The sequence below is a fragment of the Enterococcus gilvus ATCC BAA-350 genome (genome assembly GCF_000407545.1).
Taxonomy (GTDB): Bacteria; Bacillota; Bacilli; order Lactobacillales; family Enterococcaceae; genus Enterococcus_A; species Enterococcus_A gilvus.
The window spans coordinates 41753-60934 of the sequence record NZ_ASWH01000005.1; the positions used below are offsets into that span (position 1 = coordinate 41753).

At 36.5% G+C, this 19182-nt stretch carries 23 protein-coding genes; 18 read left to right on the forward strand and 5 right to left on the reverse strand.

Annotated features, from left to right (window positions below; all coding sequences use genetic code 11):
* Window positions 1–391: 391 nt before the first annotated feature.
* The 9 genes from I592_RS20540 (at window position 392) to I592_RS20585 (ending at window position 8693) form a co-directional block, all read left to right on the forward strand.
* Window positions 392–4891, forward strand: coding sequence for an SNF2-related protein (locus tag I592_RS20540; protein ID WP_425268441.1), 4500 nt, complete (start codon window positions 392–394; stop codon window positions 4889–4891).
* Window positions 4892–4951: 60 nt separating this feature from the next.
* Window positions 4952–5221, forward strand: a complete 270-nt coding sequence (locus I592_RS20545; RefSeq protein ID WP_010782470.1) for a hypothetical protein — start codon at window positions 4952–4954, stop codon at window positions 5219–5221.
* Window positions 5222–5224: 3 nt separating this feature from the next.
* Entirely contained in the window at window positions 5225–5617 is a 393-nt protein-coding gene (locus I592_RS20550; RefSeq protein WP_010782469.1) for a hypothetical protein, read from the forward strand.
* The gene (locus I592_RS20555; RefSeq protein ID WP_010782468.1) at window positions 5610–6035 is read left to right on the forward strand and encodes a hypothetical protein; all 426 of its coding nucleotides are present in this window, start codon (window positions 5610–5612) and stop codon (window positions 6033–6035) included. Before I592_RS20550 ends, I592_RS20555 begins: the two co-directional genes overlap by 8 nt.
* Window positions 6036–6049: 14 nt before the next feature.
* On the forward strand, window positions 6050–6850 hold the full coding sequence (locus I592_RS20560) for a DNA adenine methylase (RefSeq protein ID WP_010782467.1): 801 nt from the start codon (window positions 6050–6052) through the stop codon (window positions 6848–6850).
* 20 nt (window positions 6851–6870) lie between these two features.
* A complete protein-coding gene (locus I592_RS20565; protein ID WP_010782466.1) occupies window positions 6871–7245 on the forward strand; it encodes a hypothetical protein in 375 nt (124 codons plus the stop codon).
* A 503-nt stretch (window positions 7246–7748) separates the two neighbouring features.
* Entirely contained in the window at window positions 7749–8018 is a 270-nt protein-coding gene (locus tag I592_RS20575) for a hypothetical protein (RefSeq protein ID WP_010782464.1), read from the forward strand.
* Window positions 8019–8277: 259 nt separating this feature from the next.
* A complete protein-coding gene (locus tag I592_RS21530) occupies window positions 8278–8454 on the forward strand; it encodes a hypothetical protein (protein WP_010782462.1) in 177 nt (58 codons plus the stop codon).
* 32 nt (window positions 8455–8486) lie between these two features.
* Window positions 8487–8693: a hypothetical protein gene (locus I592_RS20585; RefSeq protein ID WP_010782461.1), complete on the forward strand. Its 207-nt coding sequence runs from the start codon at window positions 8487–8489 to the stop codon at window positions 8691–8693.
* Between the two features lie 293 nt (window positions 8694–8986).
* Here the strand turns inward: I592_RS20585 and I592_RS20590 are convergent, their stop codons facing one another.
* From I592_RS20590 to I592_RS20600, 3 genes are read right to left on the reverse strand one after another with little or no spacing between them, the layout of a single operon-like run.
* Window positions 8987–9187 carry a hypothetical protein gene (locus I592_RS20590; RefSeq protein WP_010782460.1) on the reverse strand — a complete coding sequence of 67 codons (201 nt, stop codon included), beginning with the start codon at window positions 9185–9187 and terminating at the stop codon, window positions 8987–8989.
* A complete protein-coding gene (locus I592_RS20595) occupies window positions 9156–9686 on the reverse strand; it encodes a hypothetical protein (protein ID WP_010782459.1) in 531 nt (176 codons plus the stop codon). Before I592_RS20595 ends, I592_RS20590 begins: the two co-directional genes overlap by 32 nt.
* Window positions 9679–11046 carry a Y-family DNA polymerase gene (locus I592_RS20600; protein WP_010782458.1) on the reverse strand — a complete coding sequence of 456 codons (1368 nt, stop codon included), beginning with the start codon at window positions 11044–11046 and terminating at the stop codon, window positions 9679–9681. The genes I592_RS20595 and I592_RS20600 overlap by 8 nt, the downstream gene beginning before the upstream one ends.
* Before the next feature lie 146 nt (window positions 11047–11192).
* Here I592_RS20600 and I592_RS21535 point away from each other — a divergent pair, with 146 nt between their 5' ends.
* The 7 genes from I592_RS21535 to I592_RS20630 all read left to right on the forward strand — a co-directional run bounded on the left by I592_RS21535 (window position 11193) and on the right by I592_RS20630 (window position 15164).
* Window positions 11193–11354 (forward strand): hypothetical protein, encoded by a 162-nt coding sequence (locus tag I592_RS21535; protein ID WP_010782457.1) that lies wholly within the window; start codon window positions 11193–11195, stop codon window positions 11352–11354.
* A gap of 93 nt (window positions 11355–11447) precedes the next feature.
* Window positions 11448–12650 (forward strand): AbiH family protein, encoded by a 1203-nt coding sequence (locus tag I592_RS20605; RefSeq protein ID WP_010782456.1) that lies wholly within the window; start codon window positions 11448–11450, stop codon window positions 12648–12650.
* Window positions 12651–12976: 326 nt separating this feature from the next.
* Window positions 12977–13156, forward strand: coding sequence for a hypothetical protein (locus I592_RS20610; RefSeq protein WP_010782455.1), 180 nt, complete (start codon window positions 12977–12979; stop codon window positions 13154–13156).
* Window positions 13157–13177: 21 nt separating this feature from the next.
* Entirely contained in the window at window positions 13178–13477 is a 300-nt protein-coding gene (locus I592_RS20615; RefSeq protein ID WP_010782454.1) for a hypothetical protein, read from the forward strand.
* Window positions 13478–13750: 273 nt separating this feature from the next.
* The gene (locus I592_RS20620) at window positions 13751–14146 is read left to right on the forward strand and encodes a Spx/MgsR family RNA polymerase-binding regulatory protein (protein ID WP_244265234.1); all 396 of its coding nucleotides are present in this window, start codon (window positions 13751–13753) and stop codon (window positions 14144–14146) included.
* A 73-nt stretch (window positions 14147–14219) separates the two neighbouring features.
* Window positions 14220–14570, forward strand: a complete 351-nt coding sequence (locus I592_RS20625) for a BRCT domain-containing protein (protein ID WP_257007185.1) — start codon at window positions 14220–14222, stop codon at window positions 14568–14570.
* A gap of 15 nt (window positions 14571–14585) precedes the next feature.
* Window positions 14586–15164 (forward strand): recombinase family protein, encoded by a 579-nt coding sequence (locus tag I592_RS20630; RefSeq protein WP_010782451.1) that lies wholly within the window; start codon window positions 14586–14588, stop codon window positions 15162–15164.
* A 455-nt stretch (window positions 15165–15619) separates the two neighbouring features.
* On the opposite strand, the gene I592_RS20635 is transcribed toward I592_RS20630, so the two are convergent.
* On the reverse strand, window positions 15620–16090 hold the full coding sequence (locus tag I592_RS20635) for a hypothetical protein (RefSeq protein ID WP_010782450.1): 471 nt from the start codon (window positions 16088–16090) through the stop codon (window positions 15620–15622).
* Entirely contained in the window at window positions 16090–17055 is a 966-nt protein-coding gene (locus tag I592_RS20640; protein WP_010782449.1) for a ParA family protein, read from the reverse strand. The genes I592_RS20635 and I592_RS20640 overlap by 1 nt, the downstream gene beginning before the upstream one ends.
* A gap of 371 nt (window positions 17056–17426) precedes the next feature.
* Between I592_RS20640 and I592_RS20645 the strand changes: the two genes are divergently transcribed.
* Window positions 17427–17747, forward strand: a complete 321-nt coding sequence (locus I592_RS20645) for a hypothetical protein (RefSeq protein ID WP_010782448.1) — start codon at window positions 17427–17429, stop codon at window positions 17745–17747.
* A 22-nt stretch (window positions 17748–17769) separates the two neighbouring features.
* A complete protein-coding gene (locus I592_RS20650) occupies window positions 17770–18810 on the forward strand; it encodes a replication initiator protein A (RefSeq protein WP_010782447.1) in 1041 nt (346 codons plus the stop codon).
* The last annotated feature ends 372 nt before the right edge of the window (window positions 18811–19182 follow it).

Sequence of the window (19182 nt, forward strand, 5' to 3'; positions counted from 1 at the left end):
AGATACAAAAGGATTCTATGGTTCAACACCTAAAGAAAAATTACATGATAATCTTGCTGCGTTAAACTTACTGAAGCAATTAGAATCTGAGGATCGATTAGCGAATAGTGAAGAGCAAACCGTTCTAGCAAAATATGTTGGTTGGGGTGGCCTGTCTGTTATCTTTGACGACTCTAAAGACAGTTATCGTGAGGAGCGGGAAGAATTGCGCCAATTGCTTACTGACGGAGAATATGAAAGTGCTAGGGAAAGCGTTCTGACTGCATACTACACTGATCCTATGGTCATTCGGGAAATTTACTCCACATTAGAAAGGTTTCACTTTTCTTCAGGAAGAATTCTTGATCCAGCAATGGGTTCAGGGAACTTCTTTTCAGCTATGCCGGAAGAAATGCGAGAAAACTCTTCTTTGTATGGCGTTGAAATTGATTCTTTATCAGCGAGACTATCTAAGCAGCTACACCAAACAGTCCATATCGAAGAATCAGGTTTTGAAAATACCAAATTCTTAGAGGGCAGCTTCGATGTTGTCGTATCAAATGTGCCGTTTGCTGATCAACGAATTACCGATAATAAGACTCTTGATCGATATTATATACACGATTACTTTATCAAGCATTCACTGGATCTCGTACATTCAGGCGGAATTGTTGCTGTGATCACTTCATCAGGAACAATGGATAAGAAGGACTCTTATTTTAGGGAAGAATTATCTTCGCAAGCGGATCTACTTGGAGCGGTTAGATTGCCAAATAATACGTTTCAGGAAATTGCAGGGACTGAAGTGACGACGGATATTCTTTTCTTTAGAAAGAAAGATCGTGCGATTGCAGAAGAACTGGAACAAAAAGACAGTAAGAAACCTGAGTGGGTTGAGACAACAGAAGTACCGTCCGGTATCCGTCGCGAGGACGGTTCACTACAACCGCCTATGACGATAAATACTTATTACGATCGCCGACCAAGTTCTGTTTTAGGATCGTTTGCTTTCAAGAACTTTCGTGGGGGCACTTATACCGTAGCACCAAAAGAGGGTCAAGCCTTGCAACCACTTCTTTCAAATCAATTGAAACAGCTGAATGGCTATTTCATTTCAGCAGCCACTGCGAAAATTAATTTGCCTGATGTTTTGCCCGATACTCAGCAATCAGATTTATCAATAGATGTTGATGCACCGCCATATACGTTCATAGAACATGGAGGGGAAATTTACCTGCATGAACAGGGGCAGCTAGTACAGCAGGAATTAAAGGGCGTTAAGAAAAAAAGAATGGTTGGCATGATTGGTTTAAGAGATCAAGTAAGCCAAGTCATTTCTTATCAGCAGCAAATCGATTACGATCCAGAAGTGTTTCAAGAGCATTTGAAAAAGTTAAATGATACTTATGATCGTTTCGTCCAGGAGTATGGGTATTTAAATACACCTACAAACACCCGTTTATTCTATCAAGACGACCGCTCTGCTTTATTGTCGTCTATTGAAGCAATAAATAAAGATGGCAGTTACTCAAAGGCTGACATATTTGAAAAGCCTACGATTCGGCCAATTGAACCTGTCACAGAAGTCGGGACCGCAATCGAAGCATTGAATCATAGTCTATCGAAATATGGAAAGATTAATTTCGACTATATGCAGCGTATCTATTCAATAGAGATCGATAAGATCATTCAAGAATTGGATGCGCATATTTTCGTTGATGTAGAAACCTATTTGAACAATGAGAAAGATATTTTTTCCTCCTACATAACGAAGGACGCTTATCTTTCAGGAGATGTAAAACAAAAACTATATTTAGCACAAATGATGGTTTCTGAGGAATCGCTATTTGAAAAGAATATTCAGGCTTTAAAAGAAGTGATTCCAAAAGATTTAACAGTATCGGAGATCGATTATGATATCGGGTCCAGCTGGCTACCGTTAGATATGTATCACCAGTTCATAAAGGAAGTATTTGATATTCCTAAACCGCTAATTGATGATGAGACTGTTCATGTAGTCTACAACCGCTTTTCGGATCATTATCACATAGAAGGGAAAGGGTATGGAAACAACTCCATTTTGTTGGAAAATGAATATGGAACTGAGCGAGCGAATGGGTTTGTACTACTTGAAAAATCGTTGAACTTAAAAACGATTCAAATCTTTGATCAAGAAGTGAAGTACGTTAATGGGGAAAGAGTCACAGACTCCATTTTAAACATCAAAGAAACGATGATGGCCAGAGCGAAACAAGAACAGCTCCATCATGTTTTTAAAGACTGGCTATTTAAAGAGCCCAATAGAGCAGAAGAACTACTCAAAATCTATAATGATCGATTTAATCGCATTCGACCACGTTTGTATGATGGCTCTTATTTATCTTTTGAGGGAATGAACCAGGACTTTGAATTGAGACCCCATCAAAAGAATGTAGTAGCTAGAATTGTTGAAAATGGACGTGCATTGATGGCTCATGAAGTAGGTGCAGGAAAAACTGCAAGCATGATTAGTGCTGGCATAATGATGAAGGATCAGGGATTGATTCAAAAACCAATGTATGTTGTGCCTAATCACCTAACAGAACAGTTCGGGCAAGAACTATTGCGTTTTTATCCTGCAAAAAAAGTGCTAGTGACAACAAAAAAAGATTTTGAGAAAAGGAACCGGCACAAATTTATTTCTAAAATTGCGACCGGTGATTATGATGCGGTGATTATTGGACATAGTCAATTCGAGAAGATTCCACTGAGTAAAGAACGGAAAGAAGCCGTGATACGTAAAGAGTTAAACGAAGTGAAAGAAGGGATTAGCCTAGAGAAAAGTCAGTCTGGCCAAAGTTGGAGCTTGAAGCAAATGGTTAGTTTTGAGAAAAAATTGAAAGAGCGATTGAAGAACCTGCAAAATGAAGATTACAAAGATCAACTCCTAACGTTTGAAGAACTTGGGGTTGATTTTCTTTTTGTGGATGAATCGCACAATTATAAGAACCTTTATACGTACACAAAAATGTCCAATGTCGCAGGCGTAAATACCTCAAATAGTCTACGTGCAACCGATATGTACATGAAAACGCAGTATTTATTAGAGAAACATCAAGGCCGTGGTGTTGTGTTTGCGACCGGAACAGCGATCTCTAATTCGATGAGTGAATTGTATACGTTAGAACGGTATTTACAACCGGATGAACTAGCACGTATGAATTTGACAACCTTTGATCGTTGGGCATCAACCTTTGGTGAAGTCGTGACCGCACCTGAAATTAACCCAGAAGGTAGCGGATTTAGAATGAAAAGTCGCTTTGCTAAGTTCCATAATTTACCGGAATTGATGAGTTCATTCTCTTTAGTCGCAGATATTCAGACGAGTGATATGTTGAATTTACCTGTACCCGAAGTACAGAATGGCAAACCAAAGTTAGTGGTATCTGAACCAAGTGAATACCAGGAACTAAAAATGATGGAACTAGCCGATCGTGCAGATGAGATCCGTACGAACAATGTAGATCCTAGGGAAGATAATATGTTGAAAATTACCAATGAAGCCAAATTAATGGCCATCGATGCACGACTTTTGGAAGAACAGGCACCAGTACATGAAGGAGGAAAGCTTTTCAAATGTGTCGAAAACGTCTATAAGATCTGGAACGATTATTCAGAAACCCAATCAACTCAAATTGTGTTTTCAGATAGCGGAACGCCAAAGCCTGGTAAATTTAACGTCTATGATGAAATGAAACGATTGCTTATAGAAAAAGGAATTCCAGATGAACAAATCGCCTTCATTCACTCCGCCAAAACGGATCTCCAAAGAGAAAGATTATTTGACAAAGTCAGACAAGGTGAGGTTCGTATTCTCTTTGGAAGCACAGAAAAACTTGGTACTGGTACGAATATACAAGATAAGCTTATCGCAGATCACCATTTAGATGTTCCCTGGCGGCCAAGTGACATTACACAACGAGACGGACGGATCGTTCGGCAGGGGAATGAAAATACCGAAGTACAGTTGTATCGATATGTAGCGAGAAATAGTTTCGACTCGTATCTTTGGCAGACGCAAGAAAATAAGTTGAAATTCATTAATCAAATCATGTCTGGTAAAAGCATTGCACGAACAGCAGATGATATTGATCAAACGGCATTGAATGCTGCTGAAGCAAAAGCATTAGCTACTAGTAATCCATTGTTGTTAGAAAAAATGAATGTAGATAAAGAAGTCATGAATCTTCAATTATTGAAAAGTAGCTGGCAAACAAATCAAATTGCTTTGAATCAAAGGGTAGAAACAGAATATCCAAAGCGGTTAGACGAATTATCGGCGTTATTGAACCATGTGTCAGAGGACAATCAGCTTGCAGCAGAACAGGTGTCTAAAGAGTTTTCTATCGTCTTGAATGATCGTGTTTATGAGGATAAGAAGGAAGCGTTAGACGTTTTTAACGCACTATTACCTAGCAAGTTTGGAGATTTTACTACTACTCGATTAGGAGAATATTGTGGTTTCGATATTACTGCAACACAGTCTCAATTTGGCCAAGTAATACTAACCTTGAAAAATCAGGGAGCTTACGAAGTGGCGGTTGAAAGAGATGGAAAAGGATCATTTATTCGCATGTCAAATGTTCTTAAAAGCTTGCCAGATCAATTGAATGATCTTAGAAATGAACAAGCAGACCTTACTAAAAAGATGGAACAAGCGACAGTACAGTTACAAAAATCATTCGATCAGGATCAAGAACTAAGTGAATTACTGAAACAACAGACGGCTATAAATTTAAGGATTGAGATGGGCGATAAGTCATCGAGTATAGATAACAAGCAATCCAATATGACTGGACCAACAATTGAAATTTCTTCAAAAACCCATGTAGATGAGCAATCAAACGCGTATCTTGTCGAACAACAACGTTAAGTTTATTCTTGATAATACCACGTATACGTGGTATTATCATTTTGAGGAGGAATAAACAAAATGGAATATAAGACAACAGAAGCAAAAAGGAAAGCGAATTCGAAATATCGAAAAGCGAACAAAGAAGAAGAAAAGGTAAAAACGTATCGTAGAACAGCAAAGATGTATCTCACTAAGTATGCAGAATTATCCGATATTTTACTCTTCCAAAAGACTATCGTTGAGAGAGTGAAGGAATTAGCAGCTGATGAACCTGATAGGGCGGATGAGATTCGGAAGGTTTATTTAGAGAACCTGGCGGACCAGGAGGAAAAACTAAAGGAGGAATAAAAAATGATGGTACTTGAAGGACTTGTTAGGTGTTGTTTTGGTTTAGTAGATGGAGTTGCATGGTTATTTCTCCAGTTGGTAAAGGGAATGTTAGCAGCTCTTTATTCCTTTTTAGGGTGGTGTGGCGCGCGTTTCTCAGAACTCCCTGGGAATATCGCGATCCCAATTGTGTTCTTTTTAGGACTGATACTAGTTGTAGGGATTGTTAGTTTGATCTATTTTGCCCCACATATTTTGTTTTTTGTAGTAGTGATATTGCCAGTCTTTTATATCGTTTTGCGCTTTCTAATTGGATGGATTGCTCTATTTGGAATTTTCTATTATCTCTACCACAAGTTAGTGCAGATTGTTGATTGGATACGTCCAACAAAAGAAGGAGGCGAAATGATTGACTAAGGAATCGTACTCAACAAAGACAAATAATGCGTTAATTCATGTTGATTTCCAAACTAAACATCAAGTATATAATTCGTTAGAAGCCTGGAGAAAAGGATTGTTTACCGAACTAGAAGAACACGGTTATACAATTAGCTTGCCAGATTATATATTTCCCTCGAAATTAGTCAGTCATTCAGGAAATCTCTTTGAATTAAATGTTGAAATACAAAAAATGCGTACCGGTGATTCGGTTGTATTATTTAGAAATACTCACTATGAAATTGTTTTTGATCGCATATCTGCGGAAAAAACGCTATTAACTTATCGAAGCTTATTAGGTGGACTGGATCGTGCGCTATTAGAACATAAATTGGAACCTGAAAAAAATATTATCGAAAAATACTTTAATCAAATGAAAGAAATGTTTTGTGATTAACGGAGAGTGAAACAATGAAGCGTTTATTAAACTATCCTGGAAGCAAGTGGAGAATGGCAGATTTAATCATAGAGAATATGCCAACTCATAAGAGCTATCTAGAACCGTTTTGTGGATCGTGTGCTGTGTTTATGACCAAACCTAAAGCAACACTTGAAACAATTAACGATATAGATGGCCGACTAGTGAATTTATTCAAAGCTATGCGAGACATACCTGAAGATCTTCAGTATCAAATTATGCATACACTTTATTCCCGTGAGGAGTATATATTGTCTCAAGAAAAGTCGTCGGACATGCTTGAAGATGCCAGACGAATGATGGTTCGGTTATGGTTCGCGGTCGGGGGGAAAACTTTCTCTATACCAGGTTTTAGAAAAAATATATCATGGAATGGACCATATAACACCTATGAATGGAACGATATGTATAACCGTATCGGAATTGCGGCTGCACGATTAAAAGATGCCCAAATCGAGAAGATGGATGCAATACAACTCATTCAGCAACACAATAATGCTGACACGTTGATCTATTGTGATCCGCCTTACGTGAGTTCGCCCCTGGTAGATAAACACTATCAGTATGATCTTACCCTGGAGAATCATGAATGCTTGTTGGAGGTCTTAAAGAATCACTCAGGGCCGGTTATGTTATCTGGATATGATAGCGAATTGTATTCGGTAGAATTAGGCAGCTGGACTCGAATTGAGCAGCAAACAAAGGTAGGAATTACAACTGAAAGAAAATCTAGTCGTACTGAAGTCGTTTGGTGTAACTTTGAACCAAATAGTCAATTGTCACTTTTCGGATAAAACAATTAGGAGAGATCATATTGAAAAAGAAGTATTTCGTAATAACACTGGTAGGATTGCTTTCAGTCATTCTTTTTGCAGGATGTGGGTCAAAAAATGATTTGAAGGAAATGTTGACGGAAGGCAGCGGCCGTTGGGAAATGTCCACTCCAAAGGGTGGAGGAAACATTGAGTTTTTCGAAGATGGTTCAGCAAAACTTGATGATGATGGTGATATTGAAAAAATGTCCTATACAATTAATGAAGAGCAAACGTCTCTTACACTTGTTATGGAAGATTATGAAGACGTGAAAAGTACGATTAAAAATATCAAAATCGAGGATGAGCAGACTATCAAAGGAGATCTTTTCCAAAATGATGATAGCGAATCTGCACCAATAAAACTAGTAAAATAGATATGGTTTTTATTGAAAGTAGGCAAGGTGAATCACAATGAAAAAGGTTTTTGACATTTCTAAGAATAGAGAAAGTTCCGAAAAACAACTCCTTTTTATTATTATGACACTTATTATCATAGTATTGTTATATTGGGAAATCGTGGTTGTGCGTAGTCTATATTTAAATTATTTATCCGGATTTACTAGTTTATTTTGGACCATTTTATTATGGGTCATAGCAAATACTACTATTCTTTCTATACAGGCTAATCTTACGTATAGGCTTTTCCGTGAAATAAGAAGTGATAGACTTAAAAGACAATGAAATCCAGTTAGCAGAATGTTTAAGTAAAATCTGCATGATCTGGGGCTATGTAGAAGAGAGTTGATATAAATGTTTGGGTATTATTTTGTAATGGGTGTTTTCATACTCACGGTTGTCGCAAGTGTTGCTGCAATGATAACTAACAAGAAAGGTAAATGATTCGACTCTAAAATAGTCGGTTAATGGAGGAAATAACATGGATGAAGTGGTCTATTTAGTTTTCTTAGAAGAAAAAGAAAATAGTGGATTGGAATTGGGCGTGTTTTCCGATAGGAGCAAAGCTATCAAGTGCTTTGCAGAAAAGGTTCAAGTGTGCCAAATGAAGTGGGAGAACGCACAGAGCGTTGACAAGGTAGTCAAAATAGGAAGTCCGGACCAAAAAACAGTTTGTTGGTCACAAAAGGATTTTAGCCAGACTTGGCACTTCCAAAAAATCAATTTAAATGAAATCAAAAAAGTATGTTAATTGGGGCTATCAAGTAGAAAAGAAGGGAGGAAAAGTAATGGTCAAATCTAAAGACGAACCTATCTGTCCTTATTGTAAATCAGCAAACCGGAAGAGTTCGGTACTAGGAACAACGGGGCTAATAAGTTATAACGGAGTGACTGTCGGAGTCGAGTGTAGTTGTTGTAAAAAATCATTCGTTACTGATGTCGAGTTGAATATCACGTATAAAACTAGAAAGATTTAGCTACACAATCGGACGGTACAGCGGAGGTACATCATGAAAATTGTAAAGGATTTAGTTACAGGAAAAGAATTTCAATTTGTTGAATACGTACAGCATGGTGTCAATGATTGCTCGTTCATCAGCAGTACGCCACATGTTAAAGTACGGGATTTGAACAAAGGAACTGTTAAATATCTACCAATCAATCAAATTGAAATCGTCAGCAAGTGACGGGAATAGCAGAAGAAATGGAGAGAAGCGGCATGTCAGAATTTATGGTTTCCTATAGCGTGGAAGAAAATCCAAACAGAGTTCTCAATTCAGACTTGCGACAATCAAAAGTCGTTGAGGCACAAAATGAAGACGAAGCTAGGAAAAAGCTCTATGAAATAGAAACCCGAAAGATCAACTATATTTCTTCAATAACGATTTTCACGTGGAATGGGGAAAATCGTAAAGAAAAAGCATAAAGATGGAAGAAGGTTGTTCGCTATTAAGCGATAAATAGTGAATCTTTACTTCTTTGCAGTAAGGGATAATCAGACGAATACCGTACAATCGTTGTACCTGGCAACCAATATACTTCAAGTATTTCCGAACATTGATCAAGAATGCAAAAGAAATAGCATAATATTAATATCGCAAATGCGTTTTATGACTAACTGATATCCTTACTATTCTTATTCCCCTAAACACTTTAATCCATCTAAAAGTAGCTAGAGGGGTATCCCCTCCGCAAGAAGAAAACAACACCGTCTGCATATTAAAGCAGGCGGTGTTGTTTGTATGGAATGATGTAGTAATCATAAGGTATCCGGCCGGCTGATCGCTCGATGTAAAAGCAAAAACGCGCAAGTCCTTCTGCTGCAAGCGTTCGCTGACCGCAACCAAGGAGTTGTTCTAAGAAGAATTCACGGGAAAGATACCCCAACTCATACATCTTTATCAAGGTCATATCGTCCATCGTTCGCCCCTTCTTCCTCATAAAAAGGTTGATAAAAGTCATCTTTTTCAAGCGTTGGCAAGCTATCTGCTTGATTTGGCACGTTCGGTGCCTTCGTTTCTTTAAACGGATCAGCTTCGAACCATTTGGTGGTTTCTTTGAAGGCAACGTGACGCACATCTTCCCAATAAACAGGAAGATCATTCAAGACGAAATAGTCTTGATAGGCTTCTCCTTTAAAAAAACCGGAGAGATCGTCACGAAGTCGTCCAAACTCATCCAGTAAGTTCAGTTGTACAATAATTTCTTTATTACTAAGGAAAGAATCTGACAAAACAGTGTCGATCTGTTTTCTAGTCATTTGAGGACGTGCAGCGTTGGTCTTTAACGCATAAGTTTCGTTGGCACGAACACCTTTCATGAGATCATCTAAGGCATAGGCAGTTCCCCACTTCAGGCCAAACTCGCGATCATGAAAGTCGTTATAGTCCTTGAACTCTTTTTTTGTTCGTTTAACCATGCGGATCACTCTCGATTCCAGATTGACCCCCTGCGTGGCCTCCAACCAGCGTAGAGCGAGCGATCGCTCTTGAACCAGGCATATAGCTATGAGCATGAACAATCGATTTGAAGCCATATTTCTTACGGATCGTATCGACGACGAAATCAAGTTTAAAATTATTGAGTTGCTCTTCGGGTTCTTGAAAAAGGTTCAGTTGCAAGGCATTCGTAAAACTGAGCTTGGAACAATTCACCCCAATATTACGGACATCTTGAAAATGATAATGACGATCAAAAAGGATCAGCAACGCTTCTGCAAGTTCTTTACTGGCATTCGTCAATGGCAGTTTCATTTGTTGGTGAAACCCTCGGGTTTCAGGATAGTTGGGATCGATATAACCCATCGAGTACCCGATCCATAAAGAAACACATTCGGTTTTCGCTCCTGCTCGCCGCAAGCGTGTACCGACTTGATCCGCCATTTCCTTAATCACGACCTCGATTTCATCTCGACGAGTATAATCTCGATTCAAGACTTGACTGTTGCCAATCGATTTTGATTTAGGCGTGTATTTCTGACCGATAAAGCTTCGATCGATGCCCCAAGCTTTTGCGTAAAGCTCGGTTCCTATTACGCCAAGTTGTGTCTTTAGCCGCCAATAATCGGCATGTGCCAACTCATAAGCTGTACGAATGCCCATCTGTTGAAGCCTTCTGTTGGTTCGCTTCGCAATGCCGCAAAATTCCGTGAGATCCGTAATCGACCATAATTTTTCAGGAACGTCTTCATAGCGAATTTCCGCCCGCATGTTCGGACTAGCTTTACTATAGAGATCAAGGGCAGCTTTGGCCAACCAGCAGTTGTCCCCTATCCCTACTGTCGTGTAGATGCCTGTGGATCGACAAACATCAATTTGTATTAACCGCGCGAGTTCGTCTGCTGTCGTACAGCCATATAACTTCAAGGAGTCAGTCACATCAAGAAAGGATTCGTCTACGGAAAAGACAGAATGATTGTTCTCATCTGCATACTTTCGATAGATATTATTGATCTCCATGTTTTTCTTCATATAGTAAGACATTCTAGGTGCTGCAATAATGAGATCCTCTGGATACGGAAATGGTAAATCTCTTGCCCTTGAAACATTGGAAATTCCATAGGCTTTTTTCGCAGCTGGTGACGAAGCCAAAATCAGGCCACTGCCCCGCTCGTCTGGTTTGTCCGAGGGATAGCTCATGACCACCAATTTAGTTGTCAAAGGGTTTAGTCCACGTTCTACGCACTCAACGGAACTATAAAAGCTTTTACAATCGATACACAAAATATCGCGACTGGGTTCTTTTTCATAGTCGAATAGTGGATTATCGTTCCAATCCATAGAAATACCCCTTTCCAAAAGAACGTATGTTCGGTATAATTTAAACACGGTCTCTTAGAGAAGTCAATTATTTTTACTGACAACGATGTTTTGATGAGCAATTGCTGATATGATAACTATAAAGATACTTTAGGAAGTGAATACGTATGAGTAAAGAAGAATATCTTCAGCACGTCTCCTGTTTATTGAAACAAGAACAAATTGAGCCACACCTGCAACGACAAATACTTGAGACAGTTCGTGAACTTTTGACTTTTTACAGTGTTGAATTTGTTCACGAATTATTCCCTACGTTCTTTCACCAGTAAAGGAGGAAATGAACCTGATTACTAAAGTGGACTTACTAGAGAAAATATATAAGAATCAACTACAGCATACAATGAAGGAGTGAGCTTCTGAACATGAAGAATCTATTAGTTTTAGGCAATGGCTTTGATTTAACTTGTAATTTACGTTCTAAATATGAGCAATATTTCCATTCAAAATTCAGTGATGATTTAACTTTGGATTTGGATCGTCTAAAGAAAGAATTCGAAGAATTTTTTGTACTATTTTGTGAGCGATCGGGCGAAAACAGAGGAGAAAGATATTCCCTTTATTCTGAGGCTAAAGATTATTTTAACGATTATAAAAAACCAAAAAAAATTAATATTTGGGATTTGATTATCTATTACGGAAAAGAAGGAATTCCAGATAAATGGAATGATGTAGAGTCAAGAATATTAGACTTTTTGGTTTATGAGCCATACAATTCTGAATCAAAAAGAAGAATTCCGAATTTTATACAAATAAAAGAATCAAAATATACAATTGATAAGATACGTGATGAAGAAAATAAATATTCATCATACTTTTATTCACAATTAATTATATTTGTAGCTTCATTATTTAATTTACCTGATCCTTCAACTTCAAAGAGCACCCTATTATCTGAATTAAAGAAGTTTGAAAATAATTTTCGCGAATACTTGTTGCACAGTTTAGATGACCCTCACGACATGTATTGCTATAAAGAAAATGCAGAACATCTTTTAGAAAATATAAAAAAACAAGCCAACCCTGAATTTCCAGTTCGCCTTAGTGTGCTGTCTTTTAACTATACTAGACCTTTTACGTCTAATGTTTTAAATGTGAAGCATCTTCAATGGCAAAATATTCACGGTCGATTAGAAGAAAACAACATTATCCTCGGGATAGATCAAAACAAAGTTAATGTTAAGGATGTTGCTTACAGATTTACAAAAACATATCGACAATTACTACAAAATGACAGTTGGTTTAATCAGACGCAAACGATTTTGCCAAATAAAGAGGATATTCACAAAATAATTTTCTATGGTCATTCATTAAGTGAAGCAGATTATTCTTACTTTCAATCAATATTCGATTATTACGATATTTATTTATCACGAGTAGAGCTCATCTTCTTTTATAATGATTACCGACCAAATATCCAACAAGAACAAGTATTAGACGTTAGTCGTTTGATTAAAAAATACGGTCAGACAATGGTAAATAAGGATCATGGGGATAATCTGCTTCATAAATTGATAATTGAAAAAAGATTAAGTGTGAGAAAACTACTTGTTTCACCCATGCTTTAATATTACTTAAATAACCTGAAATTGGCCTGAAAAATAAGGCACTCTATTATTCAATTCTCACCTGTGCGCGGTATGCCCTTATACGACCTATTTCAAAATAAGTTATACACGTTACCTATGGGTATACCTATAAGTGGTATATGATCTGTCCTTTGTATCAAGTTTCCAGCTTCAAAAATATGTTACTTTTAAATGTGTTTTTTTAAACGGAAAAGCAGCGTTTCCATACTATAGCAGACAGGCTTGTATTTTCACTGTTAGGTGTGTTTTTTTGAAAAATTATTGATACTATATAGGTATAAAAATATTTGAGGAGAGGATACACCATGAATGAAGAACAACAAGCTGCTTTAAAATTAATGGAGAGCCAGCTTGAATTCTCTGGATTTACGCCTATACAATCTTTAACAATGGGCTTGTCTTATTACAAAGGTGGCTATTATGATAATTTAAGTGAGCAAGAATTCGAGCAGATTGTAAAATACTTCGTTGAAAAATATATGTAGTCTGAAAGGAGCGGGCGTTCTATGAATTTAAGTGAAGCAGAAAAAAGTCTACTTTCTCACCCCAGCGGTTCCTGTAAGCTCAATGTTGATGTAGACTACATTCTATATGTAAGGGACAATTGGGAAGAAGTGCAGAAATTTTGTCTTCCATTTTCGATTGAGAAAAGTAAAATTAATACAGAATCGGGGCGCGCCGTCATTGATCTTCCTTCGGGGAATGAAACGTTTGAATATGGCATGATTCTAGTTCGACTGGGTACGAAACGAATCTTGCTATTTACCTTTAGTGAATTTATGGAGATTTTTTCTCTTTTAAAATAAATTGATAAGCACTGCTGGTACAAGAAAGAGCCACTGCTCGAGGAGAGCGGAGGTTCTTTTTTCTAATCTCCCAACGATTACATTTTCATTAACAATCTAATTTTTTTTTAATTTCACTCTTTCAGATAAAACTTGTGTTCGATATAATCAATTTGCACCTACTAACCATAGTCAAACAAATATTTAATTTGGAGACGCTACTACGATCAATAAAGTAGGATTCTAAAAATACAAAACAGCTATAAATTAGGGAGGGCAAATAAATTGTTGAGAGTGTTTGTACAAAAAAGTCATGTATCCTGTAAAAAATTATTGAATTGGCTTGATGAACAAGGGGTTAACTATGAGAAACGCTATATTGATGAAGTACCTTTATCAGAGAAAGAACTATTGAACATCCTGAGTTTTACAGAAAATGGCTTTGAAGAGATTCTTAGCACTCGTTCATTGAAAAATCAATTGAACCTAACTGAATCGGATATTGAGCCGCTTAGCGTGAAACAATTAGTTGCACTAATGGTAAAAAATCCCTCCCTAATAAAAAGACCGTTTGTAATTAGAGGAGAAAAACTTTATATAGGCTATGACAAAGATCAAGTTTATACACTAATTCCTAAAGACGTGCGATACAAAAAAAGAAATGAGTTCCGATACGTGTCAAAAACTTAATAGTTTTTGACACGATACCTAAAACGCTTTATACTAGCTTTAACATCGTGTCAGAAACTAATGTCAAAAAGTGGTGATTATTTTGGGCGAAAATCTAGGGTCTCCCCTCCCCTCTGAAACAAATTTACTCTTTCAAAAGAAAATTGTTTTCACAGGTACCTTACAAACGATGACTAGAGAAAAAGCGCAACATTTAGTTTCTATTCTAAATGGCGACGTGCAACATGCCGTCACCAAAAAAACAGATATTCTTGTCGTCGGTGTTCACCACCAGACCCTTTTTGAGACGGACGCTCTTTCTAAAAAAGAAGCATTAGCCAAAAAATACCAATCAGAAGGACACCCTATTTCTGTTCTATCTGAAAAAGAGTTTTTTTCGCTCGCTGTCGAACAGTTGGAAAAAGTTAGAAACAATTTATATTAGAAAGGGACTTTTGAAATGCAATATGGATATGCCAGGGTCTCTACCCTTTCTCAAAGTACCAATGAGCAAATGCAGCAGTTACTAGAATTTGGCGTGCTAAAGAAAAACATCTATTCAGATAAATTTACTGGAACGAAAAGTAATCGTCCTGCATTCACTACTATGTTAGACAAATTGCGTTCAGGCGATATGATCGTTGTCACCAAGTTAGATCGATTTGCTAGAAATACTCGTGAAGCGTTGGAAATTATTGAACCGCTGCTCGATGACGATATTACCATTAAAGTGTTAAATCTAGGAACGATCGAAAATACTCCTATGGGACGCATGATCGTTCGAACGCTCTTGAGCGTAGCAGAAATGGAGCGCGATATGATCGTTGAGCGTACACAAGAAGGCAAAGCCTTTGCGAAGAAGAACAATCCAAACTATCGTGAAGGACGACCGAAGGCAACGCTGACGGGCCCTAAGCAACATGCCTACGAGCTTATGCAGCAAGGCATGAATTACAAGGACGTAGAAGAAAGAACCGGTTTTAGTCGGAGTACACTCTACAGAATTAAAAAAATGAGAAGACAACCAGGGGATAATTGATAGTGAACAAGAGTGAGAAAGAACAACGATTGAAGCTTCAAAGAAAACTAGAGTTAAGTAGAACTACATTTTAAAATATCTACAATGCTAGAAAATATGCGCTCGTAGTAAAGTAGAGCCTAATAAAGCAGCAACCAAATTTATTTTTGGGTTGCTGCTTTTCTTTATATCCAATAAATGTATAAGCTAAATACCTATGGTATACAACTAATCTCACTTGCGATATTTACTTTTCGTTTTTGACGATTCATTGTACACCTTTCTAATACAATACGTAATATAAAAGGATCATAATAGACATGTAGTATATTACTATTACATTAGTAATATGGTACCATTCTATTTCTTATTGTATTCTATTAGTAGTTTTACGATCTAAAAAATATAAAGTAATATTTTTAGAAATATTAAATACGACTAAAAGAAATGCAATATATTACTTTTAGTCGTATAACTTATTTTTTTATATTTTTAAAGTTCTCTACATTAAGAGGGTACTTTCCGTAATCCTTAATGTGTTCGTTGGCTTCGTCTTCATCAATTAGCCCTAGTTGATAGAAGTGTTGCCAAATTGCATTCTCTAGAAAATCTGAAAGAAATCCCTTAGTTCCTGCAAGCTTTTTGGTATTTTTATTATCCTTATGAATCAGACTATCTAGCTTCCTCACAGTAAACTCATTTAGCTTGTAAGTCTTGTTGATACTTTCAACTGAATCACTTTCTTTTGCAGCCGTTAAACCAAACTTTTGAGCTTGAGAATTACTTGACGTATTCTCAACAATTTGAACTACTTCTTCTGGATCAGCTTCATACTGATCTGATGTATCAAATTCTAGAGAATCCTCGGGTGTTTCGATTGCGTCCAAATCAGCATCAAATGCTGTTTCAAAATCTGCTGATGGTCGTTTCTTATTAGATCTAGGCATTATTCTTCGACCTCACTTTCTTTAAATAGGTTATGAGGAATATCAAGGGTTTCACCTTTAGCTGATAACAAACCGATCCGATTCATTTCATCAAGTAGCTTATAGAAATGTTGTGCAAATGGATTATCTGGGAAGCTCATAGTAATTGGCATACCACTCCTGATAAGTTTATCTGCAAATTTAATAGAGCGTGGTAACTCAGTATCAAAATAGTGGTATCCATTTCTATTCGTATATTTCATCATAGCGTTGATCATTTTAGCATGAACATTCGTATTGTATACTTTATTCCCTAAAACACCGCCAATTCTCAAGCTGGGATTGAATTTCTCCTTTAAAGTATTCACTCTAGAAATCAAATGAACCACTCCATCAACACCGTTCATATCAGGTTCATAAGGGATAATCACAACATCAGATATTGTCAAAACTGATGATGTTACTTGTTTCAATTCTGGTGGTGTATCAAAGATAATAAAATCGTAGTTATCCTCAACACTATCAAAGTAACCTTCTAGAGCATTGAAATAGTTTGAACTAGGATCTATAGATTTGTTTAGGATTTTTTTTAGTCCGGCGACACTAGATATTGCCTTTAAATTGTCTTTTGATTTTTTTACTAATGATACAAACCATTCGAGGATGTTATCTCTAAACTCTTCCATCTTATCAAACTCTAAAAAATTATTATCAGAGTTTGCCGGCAGCACATCTATTTGTGTGTCATAGGTTGGAACAATAGTTTCTTCAACCTTAGCTTGACCCATAAACACATCATAAATTGTATTTTGTTCTTTGCCTACCTTAACTCTAAAAGACTTTGTTAGATTCCCTTGCGCATCAGTATCAACCGCAAGTATTCTAGCACTCGGAAAAGACTTTCGAATAGCTCCAATTAAATTTATTGAAATGAGCGTTTTACCAACGCCACCTTTATTTGCCGAAACACTAAGTTTCAACGCCATATTTCATTCCTCCTAAATAGTCGTATGCTATATTACTTTAATATTACTTAAAGCAATTCATGAATAATATTTTCTATGGCTATAAGGTAACATAGTTTGTAGTCGATTGCAACAACAAATAAAAAAACCAAACAATCTAATATATTATGAAAGGAATAGTAATAAATTATTAATAGTAATATATTGGTATTTTATTAGTAATGCATTTTTGACAGTAGTTGAGACAAGAAGCTTTATATAGCCTTATTCTGGTTAGCGTAATCGCGTAGGGATTGTTATCGATAGTAGTTGAAATTGAGGATTATAGATGATAGACTGTGATAAAACAGATTCGTTGTTGATTGTGACAACGTATTGCAGGGGGTTCTTGTATGGAACAAGGAACTAAAGAATTTAGAAATGAATACGATAGATATATCTTAAAACTTTTAATAAAAGAATACTATATCAGCAGACCTGAACTGTCAAAAGCAATCGGACTTACTTTAAGTTTTGTCAGAGAATTTGACAATGGAACTCGTTCTTTCGGAGCAACCGCATTAGATCAATTTGAAGAACTAGTTTTCAGCAAGTATGAACCTTTACTAAAAGTTCATGAATACGATTTAAACCAAATAAAAGAACAGTTAGAGTCTATCGAATCAGACGAGGAGCTAGAGGCGTTCCGCTTAAATAATTTCGAGATGATCTAACTTAAAAATTGAGAGGTTTTTTATGACAGACTTTAATTTTATTTCAGCAAACGAAACTCGGAAAGCTCTTTTTTATCAATTACCAAAAGTCCTTTTCGAAAGTGACAAATACATGAAAATGTCTAATGACTCAAAAATTGCTTACGCAATGTTAAAAGATCGTTGTGAGTATTCCTTACAAAATGACTGGGTTGATCAAAACGGAAATATATATTTTATCTTCACTACTGCTGAGTTAATGGATCTATTGCATGTGGGTAATAATAAAGTGGCAACCATAAAAAAAGAACTCGCTTCTTACGGTTTACTGCTATCAAAAAGAATGCCGCCAAAAACATTGCCTGATGGCAGTAAAAAAGGAGTGCCAGCTAGACTGTATTTAGGACAGCTAGATCTAACAGCAACGGATGTTTACACTGAAAAAAAATCAAGTGAGGACGCTAGATATTCCGAAAGTGGGGAAATCACACTTTTGGAAAAACATGATAATATCAAAGAAATTTCCCAAAGTGTAATTAATACATCTTGGGGAAATTCCGCGTCAAATAAGCATTTCTCCGAAAGTGGGGAAATCACACACAATCTATATAAAACTATTTCTTTAGACACTAATAGACACATAATAGACTCTGAAAAAGACGAGCTGCAAGATAAACTCCTTTTAGAAAATTTCGTTGAAATCAACAGCAACTCTCAACGAGTCAATGCGACGTTTGTTCCTGATAATGTTTTAAAGCTAATTCAAACATTTTCTCCTAGCTACAGCGTGGCACAGATAACAGTTAAAACCATTCATAATGCCAAAAACAAAGCTGAACAGATTGCTGGAATAAAAATGGCTTACGAGGAAATGGATGATTATATCGCAAATCCCGATCAAGGATTATACAATACGGTTTTACGCGCCTATCAGAAACAAAAGACCGAAGAAGTAAAAGATATACAGAACGTCATTTTCACCTATGTGAAAAACTGGTTTGTTGAATATCCAATCCAAGCAAAAAAAGCAACACAAGACAGTGAAAATTTACCGAATGTAAGTTTACACAATTGGATGGATTGAAATTAAACCTAATTGTTATTAAAAGTAATTTATATATTAAAAAATATTATATAAAATAGTTAATAGGGTGTTAAAAATAGGTAGGTACTGTTCATAAATTTGTGAAGACCGCTTGTTATGAGACGAAGAGTATTCATCCTTACGACGAAATAAAAGTTTAAAAAATTTTTTTAAGCACATAAAATAACGATATGTTAAATTGTTGTAATAACAATAGTAGGATAAATTGGCTTTTTTGCGGTGTTGACACGAGGTTTGATGAAGAATAAAATAAAAGCATAGTCATACAGTTGTTTGTGGTAGGGGAATTGAAAAACAACGTTAAATAGCGTTTAATCAGCGAAATAACATTATCGAGTCAAAAATAGTGTA

What these genes read in the sequence shown, in the direction of transcription:
- I592_RS20575 (WP_010782464.1), top strand. Translation starts at nt 7,749, where the DNA reads ATGGATGAAGTGGTCTATTTAGTTTTCTTAGAAGAAAAAGAAAATAGT.
- I592_RS20600 (WP_010782458.1), bottom strand. Translation starts at nt 11,046, where the DNA reads ATGGATTGGAACGATAATCCACTATTCGACTATGAAAAAGAACCCAGT.
- I592_RS20605 (WP_010782456.1), top strand. Translation starts at nt 11,448, where the DNA reads ATGAAGAATCTATTAGTTTTAGGCAATGGCTTTGATTTAACTTGTAAT.
- I592_RS20595 (WP_010782459.1), bottom strand. Translation starts at nt 9,686, where the DNA reads ATGGTTAAACGAACAAAAAAAGAGTTCAAGGACTATAACGACTTTCAT.
- I592_RS20650 (WP_010782447.1), top strand. Translation starts at nt 17,770, where the DNA reads ATGACAGACTTTAATTTTATTTCAGCAAACGAAACTCGGAAAGCTCTT.
- I592_RS20630 (WP_010782451.1), top strand. Translation starts at nt 14,586, where the DNA reads ATGCAATATGGATATGCCAGGGTCTCTACCCTTTCTCAAAGTACCAAT.
- I592_RS20590 (WP_010782460.1), bottom strand. Translation starts at nt 9,187, where the DNA reads ATGGACGATATGACCTTGATAAAGATGTATGAGTTGGGGTATCTTTCC.
- I592_RS20645 (WP_010782448.1), top strand. Translation starts at nt 17,427, where the DNA reads ATGGAACAAGGAACTAAAGAATTTAGAAATGAATACGATAGATATATC.
- I592_RS20635 (WP_010782450.1), bottom strand. Translation starts at nt 16,090, where the DNA reads ATGCCTAGATCTAATAAGAAACGACCATCAGCAGATTTTGAAACAGCA.
- I592_RS20560 (WP_010782467.1), top strand. Translation starts at nt 6,050, where the DNA reads ATGAAGCGTTTATTAAACTATCCTGGAAGCAAGTGGAGAATGGCAGAT.
- I592_RS20610 (WP_010782455.1), top strand. Translation starts at nt 12,977, where the DNA reads ATGAATGAAGAACAACAAGCTGCTTTAAAATTAATGGAGAGCCAGCTT.
- I592_RS20640 (WP_010782449.1), bottom strand. Translation starts at nt 17,055, where the DNA reads ATGGCGTTGAAACTTAGTGTTTCGGCAAATAAAGGTGGCGTTGGTAAA.
- I592_RS20540 (WP_425268441.1), top strand. Translation starts at nt 392, where the DNA reads ATGCGAGAAAACTCTTCTTTGTATGGCGTTGAAATTGATTCTTTATCA.
- I592_RS20585 (WP_010782461.1), top strand. Translation starts at nt 8,487, where the DNA reads ATGTCAGAATTTATGGTTTCCTATAGCGTGGAAGAAAATCCAAACAGA.
- I592_RS21535 (WP_010782457.1), top strand. Translation starts at nt 11,193, where the DNA reads ATGAGTAAAGAAGAATATCTTCAGCACGTCTCCTGTTTATTGAAACAA.
- I592_RS20615 (WP_010782454.1), top strand. Translation starts at nt 13,178, where the DNA reads ATGAATTTAAGTGAAGCAGAAAAAAGTCTACTTTCTCACCCCAGCGGT.
- I592_RS21530 (WP_010782462.1), top strand. Translation starts at nt 8,278, where the DNA reads ATGAAAATTGTAAAGGATTTAGTTACAGGAAAAGAATTTCAATTTGTT.
- I592_RS20545 (WP_010782470.1), top strand. Translation starts at nt 4,952, where the DNA reads ATGGAATATAAGACAACAGAAGCAAAAAGGAAAGCGAATTCGAAATAT.
- I592_RS20550 (WP_010782469.1), top strand. Translation starts at nt 5,225, where the DNA reads ATGATGGTACTTGAAGGACTTGTTAGGTGTTGTTTTGGTTTAGTAGAT.